The organism is Isoptericola haloaureus (genome assembly GCF_036689775.1).
In the GTDB taxonomy this organism is placed as follows: Bacteria; Actinomycetota; Actinomycetes; order Actinomycetales; family Cellulomonadaceae; genus Isoptericola; species Isoptericola haloaureus.
The window spans coordinates 209,241-224,564 of the sequence record NZ_JBAGLP010000120.1 but is presented as its reverse complement, the minus strand read 5'-3'; the positions used below and the strand labels follow the sequence as shown (position 1 = coordinate 224,564).

Annotated in this window: 14 protein-coding genes and 1 tRNA gene; 14 read left to right on the top strand and 1 reads right to left on the bottom strand. The window is 72.9% G+C overall.

The window, feature by feature from the left end; all coding sequences use genetic code 11:
- The first annotated feature begins 14 nt into the window (after positions 1-14).
- The 14 genes from proB to pntB all read left to right on the top strand — a co-directional run bounded on the left by proB (position 15) and on the right by pntB (position 13,632).
- Positions 15-1,169, top strand: a complete 1,155-nt coding sequence (gene proB / locus V5O49_RS16380) for a glutamate 5-kinase (RefSeq protein WP_332903156.1) — start codon at positions 15-17, stop codon at positions 1,167-1,169.
- Positions 1,170-1,179: 10 nt separating this feature from the next.
- Positions 1,180-2,511, top strand: coding sequence for a glutamate-5-semialdehyde dehydrogenase (locus V5O49_RS16375; RefSeq protein WP_332903155.1), 1,332 nt, complete (start codon positions 1,180-1,182; stop codon positions 2,509-2,511).
- Between the two features lie 57 nt (positions 2,512-2,568).
- A complete protein-coding gene (locus tag V5O49_RS16370; protein WP_278234873.1) occupies positions 2,569-2,721 on the top strand; it encodes a hypothetical protein in 153 nt (50 codons plus the stop codon).
- A gap of 14 nt (positions 2,722-2,735) precedes the next feature.
- Positions 2,736-3,341, top strand: coding sequence for a nicotinate-nucleotide adenylyltransferase (gene nadD, locus V5O49_RS16365; RefSeq protein ID WP_332903154.1), 606 nt, complete (start codon positions 2,736-2,738; stop codon positions 3,339-3,341).
- Complete coding sequence (locus V5O49_RS16360) at positions 3,334-4,539, top strand: hypothetical protein (protein WP_332903153.1); 1,206 nt, start codon at positions 3,334-3,336, stop codon at positions 4,537-4,539. The genes nadD and V5O49_RS16360 overlap by 8 nt, the downstream gene beginning before the upstream one ends.
- Positions 4,536-4,979 carry a ribosome silencing factor gene (gene rsfS / locus V5O49_RS16355; protein ID WP_278234870.1) on the top strand — a complete coding sequence of 148 codons (444 nt, stop codon included), beginning with the start codon at positions 4,536-4,538 and terminating at the stop codon, positions 4,977-4,979. The genes V5O49_RS16360 and rsfS overlap by 4 nt, the downstream gene beginning before the upstream one ends.
- Before the next feature lie 4 nt (positions 4,980-4,983).
- Positions 4,984-5,670, top strand: coding sequence for a histidine phosphatase family protein (locus tag V5O49_RS16350; RefSeq protein WP_278234869.1), 687 nt, complete (start codon positions 4,984-4,986; stop codon positions 5,668-5,670).
- Between the two features lie 69 nt (positions 5,671-5,739).
- Positions 5,740-5,812: transfer RNA gene (locus V5O49_RS16345), tRNA-Ala, on the top strand.
- A gap of 354 nt (positions 5,813-6,166) precedes the next feature.
- Positions 6,167-7,411: an aspartate aminotransferase family protein gene (locus V5O49_RS16340; protein WP_332903152.1), complete on the top strand. Its 1,245-nt coding sequence runs from the start codon at positions 6,167-6,169 to the stop codon at positions 7,409-7,411.
- A gap of 31 nt (positions 7,412-7,442) precedes the next feature.
- Entirely contained in the window at positions 7,443-8,702 is a 1,260-nt protein-coding gene (gene doeA, locus V5O49_RS16335; RefSeq protein ID WP_278234867.1) for an ectoine hydrolase, read from the top strand.
- 11 nt (positions 8,703-8,713) lie between these two features.
- A complete protein-coding gene (locus tag V5O49_RS16330; protein ID WP_332903151.1) occupies positions 8,714-10,084 on the top strand; it encodes an aldehyde dehydrogenase family protein in 1,371 nt (456 codons plus the stop codon).
- Between the two features lie 4 nt (positions 10,085-10,088).
- Positions 10,089-10,511: a hypothetical protein gene (locus V5O49_RS16325; RefSeq protein ID WP_332903150.1), complete on the top strand. Its 423-nt coding sequence runs from the start codon at positions 10,089-10,091 to the stop codon at positions 10,509-10,511.
- 116 nt (positions 10,512-10,627) lie between these two features.
- Entirely contained in the window at positions 10,628-12,229 is a 1,602-nt protein-coding gene (locus tag V5O49_RS16320; protein WP_332903149.1) for a Re/Si-specific NAD(P)(+) transhydrogenase subunit alpha, read from the top strand.
- Positions 12,226-13,632: a Re/Si-specific NAD(P)(+) transhydrogenase subunit beta gene (pntB, locus tag V5O49_RS16315; RefSeq protein WP_332903148.1), complete on the top strand. Its 1,407-nt coding sequence runs from the start codon at positions 12,226-12,228 to the stop codon at positions 13,630-13,632. Before V5O49_RS16320 ends, pntB begins: the two co-directional genes overlap by 4 nt.
- Positions 13,633-13,717: 85 nt before the next feature.
- On the opposite strand, the gene mqo is transcribed toward pntB, so the two are convergent.
- Positions 13,718-15,286 carry a malate dehydrogenase (quinone) gene (gene mqo, locus V5O49_RS16310; protein WP_332903147.1) on the bottom strand — a complete coding sequence of 523 codons (1,569 nt, stop codon included), beginning with the start codon at positions 15,284-15,286 and terminating at the stop codon, positions 13,718-13,720.
- Positions 15,287-15,324 lie beyond the last annotated feature (38 nt).

Below are 15,324 nucleotides of genomic sequence, written 5' to 3'. Positions count from 1 at the left end.
GGGATGATGGGGGCGTGATCGCCCAGTCCCGCTCCGCCCTGCCGGCCGCCCGTCGGCTCGTCGTCAAGATCGGTTCGTCGTCCCTGACCCGGGCCGACGGCCACCTGGACCTCGGCGCGCTGCGGGCGCTGGTCGACGTGCTCGCCGCGTGCCACCGCCGCGGCCAGGAGATCGTGCTCGTCACCTCCGGGGCCATCGCCGCAGGGATCGGGCCGGCCGGCCTGACCTCCCGCCCCCGGGACCTGGCCACCATGCAGGCCTGCGCGATGCTGGGCCAGGGCCAGCTCGTGGCCCGGTACAGCGAGGCGTTCGCCGCCCACGACATCCGGGTCGGCCAGGCGCTGCTCACGGCCGAGGACACCGTGCGCCGGGCCCGGTACCGCAACGCGCAGCGGTCGCTGGAGAAGCTGCTCGCGCTCGGCGTCGTGCCCGTGGTGAACGAGAACGACGCGGTGACGGTCGACGAGCTGCGCTTCGGCGACAACGACCGGCTCGCCGCCCTCGTCTCCCACCTGGTGCGCGCCGACGCGATGGTGCTGCTCACCGACGTGGACGGCCTGCACGACGCCCCGCCCAGCCGGCTCGGTGCACGCCGGATCTCGCACGTCGCCGACCTGTCCCAGGTCGCCGGCGTCGAGGTCACCGCCCGGGGGAGCACCGTGGGCACCGGCGGCATGGTGACCAAGCTCGAGTCGGTGCGCATCGCCACCCAGGACGGCGTGCCCGTCGTCCTGACCTGCGCCGACAACGTCGCCGCGGCGCTCGCCGGGGACGACGTCGGCACGTTCTTCGCCGCCGGCGGCAAGCGGACGACGGCGCGACGGCTGTGGATCGCGCACGCGGCCCGCACCGAGGGGCGTCTGCACCTGGACGCCGGTGCCACGCGCGCGGTGCTCGGCGGCCGGGCCTCGCTGCTGCCCGCCGGGATCACCCGGGTGGAGGGACACTTCGAGACCGGCGACCCCGTCGAGCTGGTGGCGCCGGACGGCGCCGTCGTCGCCCGCGGGCTCGTCGCCTACGACGCGGCCGACCTGCCCGCGCTGCTCGGCCGGTCCACCTACGCGCTGCGCGACGAGCTGGGCGAGGGGTACGACCGTGAGGTCGTCCACCGCGACGACCTGGTGCTCGAAGGGCGGAACGGCCTGTCCTCACGGCCCGCGTCGTCGTAGTCTCGAACGCATGACCACGACGTTCGACCCCTCCGCCACCACGACGCCCGGCCCCGCGCAGCGACCGCAGCCGGACGCCGACGTGCTGGCCGCGGTGCAGGACGTCGCGCGCCGCTCCCAGCGGGCCTCCCGGACCTTCGCGACCGCGACCCGAGCCACCAAGGACGCGGCGCTGCACGCCCTGGCCGACGCGCTGGTGGCGGCGTCCGGCGAGATCGTCGCCGCCAACGCCGAGGACCTGAGCCGCGGTCGCGAGCACGGCATGAGCGAGGGGCTCCTGGACCGCCTGGCGCTGACCGACGAGCGGGTCGCGGCGATCGCCGCGTCCCTGCGCGAGGTGGCCGGCCTGCCCGACCCGGTCGGGGAGGTCGTGCGCGGCCAGACGCTGCCCAACGGGCTGCGCCTGCGGCAGCTGCGGGTGCCGATGGGCGTGGTCGGCATGATCTACGAGGCGCGGCCGAACGTCACGGTCGACGCCGCCGGGCTCGCCCTGAAGTCGGGCAACGCCGTGATCCTCCGCGGCGGGAGCGCCGCCGCCTCGTCGAACACCGTCATCGTCGACGTGATGCGACGCGGCCTGGAGTCCCAGGACCTGCCCGCCGACCTCGTGCAGTCCATCGACGGCTACGGCCGCCCCGGCGGCGTCGCGCTGATGCAGGCCCGCGGTCTGGTCGACCTGCTGGTGCCGCGCGGCGGTGCCGACCTCATCCGCACCGTGGTCGAGCAGTCCACGGTCCCCGTGATCGAGACCGGCACCGGCAACGTGCACGTCTACGTGGACGCGGCCGCGGACGTGCCCACGGCCGTCGACATCGTCATGAACGCCAAGACCCAGCGCGTCGGGGTGTGCAACGCGGCCGAGACGCTGCTGGTCCACGCCGACGTCGCCGACCGGTTCCTGCCCGCCGCGCTCGCGGCGCTGGGCGGTGCCGGGGTGGTGCTGCACGTCGACGACCGGGCCGCCGGGCAGGCGCCCGAGAGCGTCGAGGTGCTGTCGGCCACCGAGGCGGACTGGGCCACCGAGTACCTCGCGGCCGAGCTGGCCGTGCGGGTCGTCGACTCCCTCGACGAGGCGATCGACCACATCCGCACCTGGAGCTCGGGGCACTCCGAGGCCATCGTCACCAACGACCTCGCGGCGTCGGAGCGGTTCGTCGCGGAGGTCGACGCCGCGGCCGTGCTGGTCAACGCCTCGACGCGCTTCACCGACGGCGGTCAGTTCGGGATGGGCGCCGAGCTCGGGATCTCCACCCAGAAGCTGCACGCGCGCGGACCGATGGGGCTGGCCGAGCTGTGCACCACCAAGTGGGTCGTGCACGGCGACGGGCACGTACGGCCCTGACACCGCGCCGTGAGAGACTGTGCTGCGACACGTCCGGACCACCACTGAGGAGCACCCGTGCTGCACACCGCCGTCCTTGCCGCCGAAGAGGCCGTCGAGCACTCCGGTTTCGTCATCTCGCCGGTGCTGCTCGGAGTGCTCGCCTTCGGTGGATTCGTCGTCGCGCTGCTGGCGACGTACGCCTTCCGCAACGCGAACAACAAGCACTGAAGCCGCCCCAGCACGTGAGCGAGCAGGCGCGACCCCGGATCGGGGTGATGGGTGGGACGTTCGACCCCATCCACCACGGTCACCTCGTCGCGGCGAGCGAGGCGGCCGCGCTGCTCGACCTCGACGAGGTCGTGTTCGTCCCGACCGGCAAGCCGAGCTTCAAGCAGGACGCCCAGGTCTCGCCGGCCGAGGACCGGTACCTGATGACGGTGATCGCCACGGCGTCGAACCCCCGCTTCACGGTGAGCCGCGCCGACATCGACCGGCCCGGTCTGACCTACACGGTCGACACGCTGCGCGACCTGCAGCACGCGCGCCCCGACGCCGACCTGTACTTCATCACCGGGGCGGACGCCATCGAGCAGATCCTCACGTGGAAGGACGCGGGGGACCTGTGGACGATGGCCCACTTCGTGGCGGTGACCCGACCGGGCCACCCGCTCACCGTCGACGGACTGCCCTCCCACGGCGTGACCACCCTCGAGGTGCCCGCGCTCGCCATCTCCTCGACCGACTGCCGCCGCCGTGCCGCGGCCGGGCAGCCGGTCTGGTATCTGGTCCCGGACGGCGTCGTCCAGTACATCGCCAAGTACGGTCTGTATCGAGGTCTCGATGAGTGACAACAGGTCCCGACCGCTGACACGTCGGGAGATCCGCGAGCGTGAGCGCGCGGCGGCCGCCGCGCAGGAGAGCGCGCCGTCGGCGGGGTCCGCCCCGGTCCCCGGCGCCGGTCCCGCAGCGTTCGGCAGCGGTGCGCCGACCCCGGCGCCCGCTCCCGCCCCGGCGCCGGCCCCGGCGCCGGCCCCCGCGCCGGCCCCGGCCCCCACGGCGGGGGAGCCCGCTCGGCCCGCTCCGACCCCGCCGTCCCGCCGCGCGCTGCGCGAGCGGTCCACCGCCTCCCCGGCCCCCGGGCCGGCGCCGACGGTCCGTCCGCCGAGCACGTCCGGCGGGGTGCGCGGGCTGGACGAGACGGGTCGCCTGACACCGGTCCAGCGGACCCAGGGCGGCACCCCGGGCGAGGAGCCGACGCCGGCCGCCCCGACCGGCTTCCCGAGCTCGGGGGCCGAGAGCCCCCCGTCGGCTCCGCGGCGCACCTCCGCCCGCACGTTCGGCCAGCCCGCGGACGCTCCGCCCGCGACGCCCCCGGCCACCTCTCCGCCGGCCCCCTCCGCCCCGTCGTCGGCGACGCACGGCGCCCCGCCCTCGACACCGCCGCGGTCACCGTTCGCCCCGTTGTCCGGAGGCGCGTCCGGCGGCCCGGCCACGTCGGCGCCCTCGGGGTCCTCCCCGGCACCACCGCCGTCCGACGGATCCGCTCCCGGTCGCCGGTCGGCCTTCGGGTCCGGCTCACCGTTCGCCGGATCGACCGCTCGCAGCGAGGCTTCGGCCGGCTCGACCCCTCCGCCGGCCTGGCCCAGCGCCTCGGCGGGCGCGGGTTCACCGACCCGACAGGCCCCCGGCACCGGCGGGTCCGACGCTCCGGCCCTGCCGTGGGGGACGCCGACCTCGACGGGTGCCGCACCCGCCTCGGTGCCACCGTCGTCCGGATCGCCGTTCGGCGGACTCGCCGGGCAGACGCTGGCCGCCGCCTCCGCCCCGCTGGTGGAGGACGACGAGGACGACTGGGACGACGAGCACGAGCCGTCGTACACCTGGCTGCACTACATCATCCTCGTCGTGGTCGCCTTCGTCCTGGGCCTGCTGATCTGGAACCTGGTGCTCAGCCCTCCGGACGAGTTCGCCCCCGAGGAGGCGTCCGCTTCCGTGCAGACGACCGAGGCGGCCGGCCCACCGAACGTGACGGGAGGATCCCGATGACCGCGACGGACCGCGCCGTCGAGCTGGCGGTGGTCGCGGCGCGCGCCGCGTCCGAGCGCAAGGCGCAGGAGATCATCGCCCTCGACGTCAGCGACCAGCTGGTGCTCACCGACGTGTTCCTCATCGCCTCCGGGACGAACGAGCGTCAGGTGGTCGCCGTCGTCGACGCCGTCGAGGAGGCCATGCACCGCGCGGGAGCCAAGATGCTCCGCCGCGAGGGCAAGGCCGAGGCCCGGTGGGTGCTGCTGGACTTCGGCGACGTGGTCGTCCACGTCCAGCACGCCGAGGACCGTGTCTACTACGCCCTCGAGCGGCTCTGGAAGGACTGCCCCGCCCTCGACCTGCCCGCGGACGCCCGCGGGGGCGACGGCGCGGCGGCCCGTGCCGAGTTCGGCGACGACGGCTCGGACGGCGCGATCCACCTGCGCGGCGGGATGTGACGCGGTGACCGCGCGCACCGTCGTCCTGCTGCGGCACGGACGGACCTCCTACAACGCCTCGATGCGGCTGCAGGGCCAGGTCGACATCCCTCTCGACGAGGTGGGCCGGTGGCAGGCCGCCCAGGGCGCGGCCGCGCTGGTGACCTCCCACCGCGCCACCCGGATCGTCTCCTCCGACCTCGGGCGTGCGGCGGACACCGCCGCGGCCTACGCCGAGCTGGTCGGCGTGCCGGTGGAGACCGACCCTCGCCTGCGCGAGCGGTCGTTCGGCCGCTGGGAGGGGCTGACCGCGGACGAGATCGCCGAGCGCTGGCCGGACGAGCACGCCGAGTGGCGCCGTGGCGGCGAGCCCCGGGGCGTCGGCGCCGAGACGAAGGTCGAGGTCGCCGAGCGGACGGCCGGGGCGGTCCGCGAGCACGCCGAGGGCCTCGAGGGTGACGAGTGTCTCGTCGTCGTCTCCCACGGCGCGGCGATCTCGTTGGCCATCACCGGGCTGCTCGAGCTGGACGCCACGGCGTGGCGCGGGATCTCCGGCATGCACAACGTGCACTGGTCCCACCTGCACCGATCCGCTCCCGGAGCGGTCCCGGGGTGGCGGCTCGTGGCCCACAACGTGGGTGCCGGCTACCCGCTGGACCGCTGGCAGGCGGGCCCGCACGCGGATTTGGAACCTGAGCCGAAGTCTGCCTAAGATAACGACGTTCTCGAGGGGGCAAGCCCCCTCAGAACTCCACGAATCAGACCTTCGGGTCGGGTTCACGGGGCTGTGGCGCAGCTGGTAGCGCATCTGCATGGCATGCAGAGGGTCAGGGGTTCGAGTCCCCTCAGCTCCACTTCCAGACGAAGGCCGGTCCACCGCACGGTGGGCCGGCCTTCGTCGTGCTGCCGGCGCGACGGTGCGACGCCGCGGTGGCGCGGTGGCGCGGTGGCGCAGCGACCGGGTTCCGGTACCGCGTCCGGCGCACCTCGCGGGGACCCCCTGAAGGGTCCCTGCGGGGTCCCCGCCGGGCCCCCGCCCGGCCCCCGCCGGGCCCCCGCACGGGCCCCTCGCGCCGCCCCTCCCACCCCCCGGCGCGGGCCCGGCGTCCGGGGGCCGCCGACCCCCCGAATCTGGCGGAAACAGAGCCGTTACGTGGCCGTCTCCGTTCCGCTTGACACCCCCTGAGGGGGGCGCGTACATATGGTCCATGGAGGCGTTCGAGAAGTGGGAATCTGAGATCCGGGGTTACAGCCGGGCATACCCGACCGTTTTTGCTTCGGCATCCAATGCCCGTCAGGTGGACGAATCGGGACGGAGTTATCTCGATTTCTTCGCGGGCGCCGGCGTGCTCAACTTCGGGCACAACAACCCGCGCATGAAGCGCGCGATGATCGAATTCCTCGAGGCCGACGGCGTCGCGCACAGCCTGGACACGGCGACGACGACGAAGCGGGACTTCATCGAGAAGTTCGCCGCCACGGTGCTCGAACCGCGCGACATGACCATGAAGATGCAGTTCATGGGACCGACGGGCACCAACGCCGTCGAGGCCGCGCTCAAGCTCGCCCGGCGCGTGACCGGACGCCGCGACGTCGTGGCGTTCAGCAACGGGTTCCACGGGATGACGCTCGGGTCGCTGGCCCTGACCGCGAACGACTACTTCCGCGCCGCCGCGGGCGTCCCGCTGGAGAACGTCGTGCGGCTGCCGTTCGAGACGGCTCCGGGCGGCGGCGTCCAGCAGCTGGCGGACTACCGGGCGCTGCTGGAGGACTCCTCCAGCGGTCTGCTCCCGCCGGCGGCCTTCGTCGTCGAGACGATCCAGGCCGAGGGCGGCGTGCACGTGGCGAGCGCGGAGTGGTTGCGCGAGGTGCAGCGCCTCGCCCACGACGTGGGCGCCCTGTTCATCGTGGACGACATCCAGACCGGCTGCGGACGGACCGGCAACTACTTCAGCTTCGACGGCATGGGGCTCGACCCGGACATCATCACGCTGGCGAAGGGCCTCGGCGGCTACGGGACGCCGATCGCCATGAACCTCAACAAGCCCGAGCTGGACGCCCACTGGTCGCCCGGTGAGCACACCGGGACCTTCCGCGGGCAGGGGCTGTCCTTCGTGGCGGGCAGGGTCGCGCTGGAGTACTTCGACGACGACGAGCTGATGAACCAGGTCGCGGCCAAGCGCGAGACCATGACGGCGGTCCTGGACGACCTCGCCGCGGGCTCGGACGGACGCTTCGAGGTCCGCGGCCGCGGCATGATGCAGGGCCTCGACCTCGGCGACGGAGCCCTGGCCAAGGCCATCGCGAAGAAGTGCTTCGACGACGGTCTGCTCATCGGTCCGTGCGGGACCGGGGGCCGGGTCCTCAAGCTCATCCCGCCGTTGACGATCCCGGACGAGGACCTGGGCGAGGGTCTCGACATCCTCGCCTCGGCCGTCCGCAGCACCACCTGACGTAACGACGTCCGACCATCTGGAGGCCGGTGTGAAGCAGCGCGACGACATGACGTTCCCGTTCGAGGAGTACGAGCGCCGGCTCGACGATCTCCGTCGACGGATGGCCGATCGGCTCCTCGACGCCGTGGTGATCACCGATCCCGAGAATCTGATGTATCTGACCGATTATCAGACGACCGGGTATTCGTTCTTCCAGGCGCTCGTGGTTCCGTTGACCGAGGAACCCTTCATGATCACCCGCAGCATGGAGGAGTCGAACGTCTATGCGCGCACCTGGGTCGAGCTCACCCGGCCCTATCCGGACACCGGGGACGCCATTCAGAGTCTCGTGCAGTCGCTGCGCGAATTCGGGCTCCACACCAAGGACATCGGTTACGAGCGCAACAGCTACTATTTCCCGGCTTATCACCAGGACTACATCCACACCTCGCTGACCGAGGGGCGCCTCCTGGACTGCTTCGGGATCGTCGAGGAGGGCCGGGTCACCAAGTCGCCGGCCGAGATCGAGATCATGCGCCGGGCCGCCCGCGCGACCGAGGTCGGCATGCAGGCCGGGCTGGAGGCGTGCGCGCCGGGCGTGACCGAGAACGACATCGCGGCCGAGATCAGCGCCGCGATGTTCCGCGCCGGGGGCGAGTTCCCGGCCGTGATGCCGTACGTCACCTCCGGGCCGCGCTCGATGATCGGCCACGCCACCTGGGAGGGCCGGGTCGTCCAGCCGGGCGAGCACGTCTTCCTCGAGGTGGGCGGCTGCTTCCGGCGCTACCACACGGCCATGATGCGCACCGCCGTGCTGGACGACCTGTCGCCGTCGATGGCGGCGGCCCAGCACCGGATGAAGACGGCGCTCGCCGAGGTCAAGAAGGCCATCCGGCCGGGGATCACGGTCTCCGACGCGGACAACATCGTGCGCAGCATCATCACGGACAACCACGTCGGTGCGCGGCTGATCACGCGGTCGGGGTACTCCATCGGCATCGCGTTCCCACCGAGCTGGGACGAGGGCTACATCGCCAGCCTCAACCAGGGCAACCCCACCATCCTGCGCGAGGGCATGACGTTCCACATCATCCCGTGGATGTGGGGTGTCGACGGGGACAAGACCGTCGGCATCTCGGACACGGTCCACGTCACCGCGCGGGGCTGCGAGTCGTTCTTCACCCTGGACGAGGACTTCACGGTCAAGCCCGAGGCCGGCGCCCGTGCCGGGGTCCGCGACGCCGAGTCCGGCGAGGAACCGTCCGAGGGCCACGGCCAGGCCACCCCGATCCGTCCCGAAGTCGCCTGAGAGGAGTGTCGATGCTCACTGCGACCGACCCGAGCACGGGCAAGGTCATCCGCGAGGTCGAGCCGGCCGGACCCGAGCGCGTGGAGGAGATCCTCGCGGCCGCGGCCGCTGCCGCGCCGGGCTGGGGGGACCGGTCCTTCGCCGAGCGTGCCGAGGTGCTGCACGCCGTCGCCGCCCACCTGCGCGAGCACGTCGACGAGCTCGCCCCCCTGATGACCGAGGAGATGGGCAAGCCGATCGGGGAGGCGCGCGGGGAGGTCGCCAAGGCCGCCCTGTGCTTCGACCACTACGCCGACCACGGTGCCGACTACCTGGCCGACGAGGTGCTCGCCTCGGACGCCGCCACGAGCTATGTGCAGCACCTCCCGCTCGGCACGGTGCTGGGCGTGCTGCCCTGGAACGCACCGTTCTGGCTGTGGTCCCGGTTCGCCGCGCCGGCGCTGATGGCCGGCAACACGTGCCTGATGAAGCACGACCCGCACGTGCCGGGCTGCGCGGCGGCCATCGCGGACGTGTTCACCCGGGTCGGGGCGCCGGAGGGCGTCTTCCAGCACCTGCCGCTCGAGACGCCGCAGGTCGAGGCCGTCATCCGCGACCCGCGGGTGCACGCCGTCTCCTTCACCGGGTCGGCCCGCGGCGGGTCGGCGGTGGCGAGCGCCGCGGCGTCCGAGATCAAGCCCACCGTGCTCGAGCTCGGCGGGTCGGACCCCTGCCTGGTCCTGGCCGACGCCGACCTCGACACCGCCGCGGACACGGTCGCGCTGTCCCGGATCATCAACGCCGGGCAGTCCTGCATCGCGGCCAAGCGCATCATCGTCGAGAGCGCGGTCTACCCCCAGATGGTCGAGAAGCTGCGCGAGCGCCTCGCGCGGCTGACCGTCGGGGACCCCGCCGAGGAGACCACCGACGTCGGACCGATCGCGCGCGAGGACCTGCGCACGGAGCTCCACCGCCAGGTCAGCGAGACGGTGGACGCCGGGGCGCGGCTGGTGCTCGGCGGCGAGCTGCCCGCGGGGGACGGCTGGTTCTACCCCGTCACGATGCTGGCGGACGTCGTCGAGGGCATGACCGCGTGCCGCGAGGAGACGTTCGGCCCGGTGATGGTCGTCATGGAGGCGGCCGACGCCGAGGAGGCCCTCGCGATCGCGAACCGCACCGAGTACGGCCTCGCGGCGAGCGTGTGGTCGACGGCGGAGCGCGGCGTGGCGATGGCCCGCCGGATCGAGGCCGGCCAGGTCGCCGTCAACGGCATCGTCAAGACGGACCCGCGGCTGCCCAGCGGCGGCGTCAAGCGGTCCGGCTACGGCCGCGAGCTCGGCCCGCACGGCATCCGCGAGTTCGTCAACGCCCAGCAGGTGTGGGTCGGCCCCAAGCAGGACTGAGCGCGTGGAGCGGACCACGCAGGACGTGGACGCCTACCTCGCGGGCGACGGCGTCGACCCGGACGTGGTCCGGACCGACGCCGTCGTGCGCGAGGTGCTGCCCCGCATCTCCCGGGCGCTGTGGCGCGGGGTCTTCTGGGGCGGCACCGAGCAGACGATCATCGGCTACGGGGACGTCGTGCAGCCGCGCCCGCGCGGTCCGGGCGTCGAGTGGTTCCTGATCGGCCTCGCCCGGCAGAAGCGGCACCTGAGCCTGTACGTGAACGCGGTCGACGACGGCGACTACCTGACGCGGGCGTACGCGGACCGGCTGGGTCGGGCGACGACCGGAGCGGCGAGCATCGCGTTCGCCCGGCTGGACGACCTGGACCCCGTGGTGCTGCGCGAGCTGCTGGCGCACGCCGGGCGCACGCTGGACGCCGACTGACACGTGCCGACCGCGTCCGGCACGTGACCTCCGTCTCGCTGCGTGACCGGTGCTAGTGGTCAGGCCTCAGACCCGGTAGGTTGCAGGTGTCCTCGACCAAGGGAGGTTCGAGCCTCGTGCAGATCGGTGTCCCCCGGGAGTCGCGCGACGGTGAACGGCTCGTCGCCGCCACCCCCGCGACCGTCCAGCGCCTGACCGCGCTCGGCTACGACGTGCTCGTCGAGCACGGTGCCGGCGACCAGGCGGCCATGCCCACGCGGGCCTACGTCGAGTCCGGGGCGCGGGTCGCCGGCCGGGAGGAGGTCTGGGCGTCCGACGTCGTCACGTGTGTCAACGCGCCGTCCCCGCCCGAGCTGGACCTGCTGCGTCCCGGTGCCGTGCTCGTCTCCCAGCTCGCCCCGGCGATGCACCCCGAGCTCGTCGAGGCGCTCGCCGCGCGGCACGTGACCGCGCTCGCGCTCGACGCCGTCCCGCGCATCTCGCGGGCCCAGGCGCTCGACGTGCTCTCAGCGCAGTCGAACGTGGCGGGCTACCGGTCCGTCATCGAGGCGGCCGAGGAGTTCGGCGGCATGTTCACCGGCCAGGTGACCGCGGCCGGCACGACGCCGCCCGCGACCGTGTTCGTCATCGGCGCCGGCGTCGCCGGCCTGGCCGCGATCGGCACGGCCTCCTCCCTGGGGGCCAAGGTGCGGGCGTTCGACGTCCGCCCCGAGGTGGGCGAGCAGATCGAGTCCCTCGGGGCGACGTTCGTCCAGGCCGAGGGCAGCGCGCAGGAGGTCAGCAGCGACGGGTACGCCCGCGAGCTGACGGCCGACCAGGAGGCGGCGACCCGGGCGATGTACGCGGCCGAGTCCGCGGGCGCCGACGTCGTCGTCACGACGGCGCTGGTGCGGGGCACGGCCCCGACCACCATCACCGCGGAGATGGTCGCCGCCATGAAGCCCGGGTCGGTGATCGTCGACCTGGCCGCCCCGGGCGGCGGCAACTGCGAGCTCACGGTGCCGGGGGAGCGCGTCGTCAGCGACAACGGCGTGATCGTCCTGGGCTACACCGACCTGCCCGGACGGATGCCGCAGCACACCTCGCAGCTGCTCGGTACCAACGTCGTCAACCTGCTGACCCTGATGACGCCCGGCAAGGACGGGCAGCTCGTGGTCGACCTCGACGACGTCGTCGTGCGCGGCATGACCGTCTGCCGCGAGGGCGAGGTGCTCTGGCCGCCGCCACCGGTCCAGGTCTCGGCCGCGCCGTCGGCGCCGCCGGCCGCCGCGGAGCCGGAGACGGCCGCCGGGCCGAGCCCGGAGGAGCTCGCCGAGCAGCGCCGTCTCCGGTCGCGTCGCCGGACCGTCCTGGCCGGGCTGGGCGCCGCGGTCGGGGGTCTGGCGATCGCCGCCTCGCCGCCGGACGCCGTCGGTCACTTCACCGTGTTCGCCCTCGCGGTCGTCGTCGGTTTCTACGTCATCTCGGCGGTGACGCACGCCCTGCACACGCCGCTGATGGCCCAGACCAACGCCATCAGCGGCATCATCCTCGTCGGTGCGCTGCTCCAGATCGGCGTCGACGACTGGCTCGTGACGGGGCTGGCCGTCGTGGCGGCCGCCGTGGCGAGCATCAACGTGTTCGGCGGCTTCCTGGTCGCGAACCGCATGATCCGCATGTTCCGCAAGGGAGCGCCCACGCCGCACGTGACCGCGCCGACCGGGGAGGTGGCCCGATGACCGTGCTCTCGGCCGTCCAGGCCACCTACGTCGTCGCCGGCGTGCTGTTCATCCTCTCGCTCGCGGGACTGTCCAAGCAGGAGTCGGCGCGCCGCGGCAACGTCCTCGGCATGGTCGGCATGGCCCTCGCCCTGGTCGCCACGGTCGCCCTCGCCCTGGAGAGCTCCGAGCGCCCCTGGCAGGTCACGGCCGGCCTGATCCTGCTGGTCTTCGTCGTCGGCGCTGCCGTCGGCACCTGGCGGGTCCGTCGGGTCGAGATGACCCAGATGCCCGAGCTCATCGCGCTGCTGCACTCGTTCGTCGGGCTCGCGGCGGTGCTCGTGGGCTACGGCTCCTACCTGACCGAGCCGCAGTCGGACACGGTCCACCTGGTCGAGGTGTTCCTCGGCGTGCTCATCGGTGCGGTGACCTTCACGGGGTCGATCGTCGCCAACCTCAAGCTCTCCGCGCGGATCAAGTCGGCTCCCTTGATGCTGCCGGGGCGGCACTGGCTGAACCTCGCCATGGTGGTGTCCGCGGCCGGGCTGCTGGCCTGGTTCATCGCGGCGGCCGGCGCCGGTGCCGACGGCGCCGCGCTGACCGCGCTCGTGCTCATGACCGTCGTCGCGCTGGCGCTCGGCTGGCACCTCGTGGCGTCCATCGGCGGCGGCGACATGCCCGTCGTGGTCTCGATGCTCAACTCGTACTCGGGGTGGGCAGCGGCCGCGGCCGGCTTCATGCTGGGCAACGACCTGCTCATCATCACCGGTGCCCTGGTCGGCTCCTCCGGCGCGATCCTGTCGTACATCATGTGCCAGGCGATGAACCGCTCCTTCGTCTCGGTCATCCTCGGCGGCTTCGGCGCCGAGCCGGGCACCCCGGCGTCGGCCGGGGTCGACGGCGAGCACCGGGAGACCTACGCGGCCGACGTCGCCGAGCAGCTCGCCCGCTCCCGCTCGGTGATCATCGTGCCCGGGTACGGCATGGCGGTGGCCAAGGCCCAGTACCCGGTGGCCGACCTGACCGAGAAGCTGCGGGACCGTGGGGTGGACGTCCGGTTCGGCGTGCACCCGGTGGCGGGCCGGCTGCCGGGCCACATGAACGTGCTGCTGGCCGAGGCGAAGGTCCCCTACGACGTCGTGCTCGGCATGGAGGAGATCAACGGGGACTTCACCGAGACGGACGTGGTGCTCGTCATCGGCGCCAACGACACCGTCAACCCGGCCGCCCAGGAGGACCCGGGCTCGCCGATCGCCGGCATGCCCGTGCTCGAGGTGTGGCAGGCGCGCGACGTCGTCGTCTTCAAGCGGTCGATGGCCACCGGCTACGCCGGCGTGCAGAACCCGCTGTTCTTCCGCGAGAACACCGCGATGATCTTCGGGGACGCCAAGGACCAGATCGAGAGGATCATCCAGTCGCTGTGACCGGCGGCCGGACGCCGACGGCCCGGTGCTCCCCGCGGGGGGAGCACCGGGCCGTCGGTCGTCGTGGCCTCTCCGGCGGGCCGGGTCAGGACCGCGAGTCGGCCTGCGACTCGTAGACGCTGGCCGGCAGCACGCCGTCGACCGGCTCCGGCAGGGTGGCCGCGGGCTCGTCGGCCGCGCTGGCCGTCGTGTCGATCTCGCGGGCGTCGGCCGGCACGCCGTCCAGGCTGGGCATCATCGCGGCGAGCTGCTCGCGCCAGGCCGGGAACTCCTGCGGGAAGCAGCGCCCGAGCACGTCGACCATCGCGGAGACCGCGGTGGACGCGCCGGGGGAGGCGCCGAGCAGTCCGGCGATGGAACCGTCCCCGGCCGTGACGACCTCGGTGCCGAACTGGAGCACGCCCTTGCCGTCGGCGTCGCGCTTGATGACCTGCACGCGCTGGCCCGCGGTGATCTTCTCCCAGTCCTTGGGGTGGGCCCGGGGCATGAACTGCTGCAGCGTGTGGAACTTCGACTCCGGCGCCGCCGCGAGCTGGCCGAGCAGGTACTGGGTCAGGTCCATGTTCTTCAGCCCGGCGCCCAGCATCGAGGTGATGTTGTCGGCGCGCAGCGAGGTGATCAGACCCAGGTACTTGCCCTTCTTGAGGTACTTGGGGCTGAACCCGGCGTAGGGGCCGAACATCAGGTAGCTCTTGCCGTCGACGACGCGGGTGTCGAGGTGCGGCACCGACATCGGCGGGGCGCCGACGTCGGCCTTGCCGTAGACCTTGGCCTGGTGCTGCGCGACGACCTCGGGGTTGTCGGTGCGCAGGAACTCCCCGGAGATGGGGAAGCCGCCGAAGCCCTTGATCTCGGGGATGCCCGACGCCTGGAGCAGCGGGAGCGCCCCGCCGCCGGCGCCGACGAAGACGAAGCGCGCGGTGACCGTGGAGGTGCGGCGCGGGGCGTTCCAGGAACGGTCCTTGACCTTGAGCCGCCAGCGGCGGTCCTTGGTCCGCTTCAGGGAGGTGACCTCGTGCTGCAGCTGCAGCTCGGCGCCGTGGCGCACGAGGTTGTCGACGAGCTGGCGGGTCAGGTTGCCGAAGTCCACGTCGGTGCCGGCGACCGAGCGGGTCGCGGCGATCGGCTCGTCGGCGTCCCGGCCGGCCGTGAGCAGCGGGGTCCAGCGCGAGATCTCGGCGCGGTCGGTGGAGAACTCCATGTCCCGGAACAGCGGGTGCGCCGTCATGGTCTCGTACCGGCGGCGCAGGAACTCCACGTTCTCGGCGCCCCGCACGAAGGTCATGTGCGGCGTGCGGTGGACGAACGACTCGTCGGCGAGCTGACCGGTGGCGAGCAGGTGCTGCCACAGCTCGCGCGAGGTCTCGAACTGCTCGTTGATCGCCACCGCCTTGGTGATGTCGACCGAGCCGTCGGCCCTCTCCGGCGTGTAGTTGAGCTCGCACAGCGCGGCGTGCCCGGTCCCCGCGTTGTTCCACGGGTTGGACGACTCCAGCGCCACGTCGTCGAGTCGTTCGATGATCCGGATCGACCACGTCGGCTCGAGCTGCTGGATCAGCGTGCCGAGGGTGGCGCTCATGACGCCGCCGCCGACGAGGACGACGTCGACGGCGTCCGCGGGCTGCTGGCGGGGGGAGGTTTCGCGCGAAGTCACCGGGCCATGCTAAGACGTTGGTGAAAACTGTCACAAAG

Bases quoted from the DNA above. Each gene is read 5' to 3' on its own strand.
- V5O49_RS16375 (WP_332903155.1), top strand. From the start codon at position 1,180: ATGACCACGACGTTCGACCCCTCCGCCACCACGACGCCCGGCCCCGCG.
- V5O49_RS16360 (WP_332903153.1), top strand. From the start codon at position 3,334: ATGAGTGACAACAGGTCCCGACCGCTGACACGTCGGGAGATCCGCGAG.
- rsfS (WP_278234870.1), top strand. From the start codon at position 4,536: ATGACCGCGACGGACCGCGCCGTCGAGCTGGCGGTGGTCGCGGCGCGC.
- V5O49_RS16340 (WP_332903152.1), top strand. From the start codon at position 6,167: ATGGAGGCGTTCGAGAAGTGGGAATCTGAGATCCGGGGTTACAGCCGG.
- V5O49_RS16330 (WP_332903151.1), top strand. From the start codon at position 8,714: ATGCTCACTGCGACCGACCCGAGCACGGGCAAGGTCATCCGCGAGGTC.
- pntB (WP_332903148.1), top strand. From the start codon at position 12,226: ATGACCGTGCTCTCGGCCGTCCAGGCCACCTACGTCGTCGCCGGCGTG.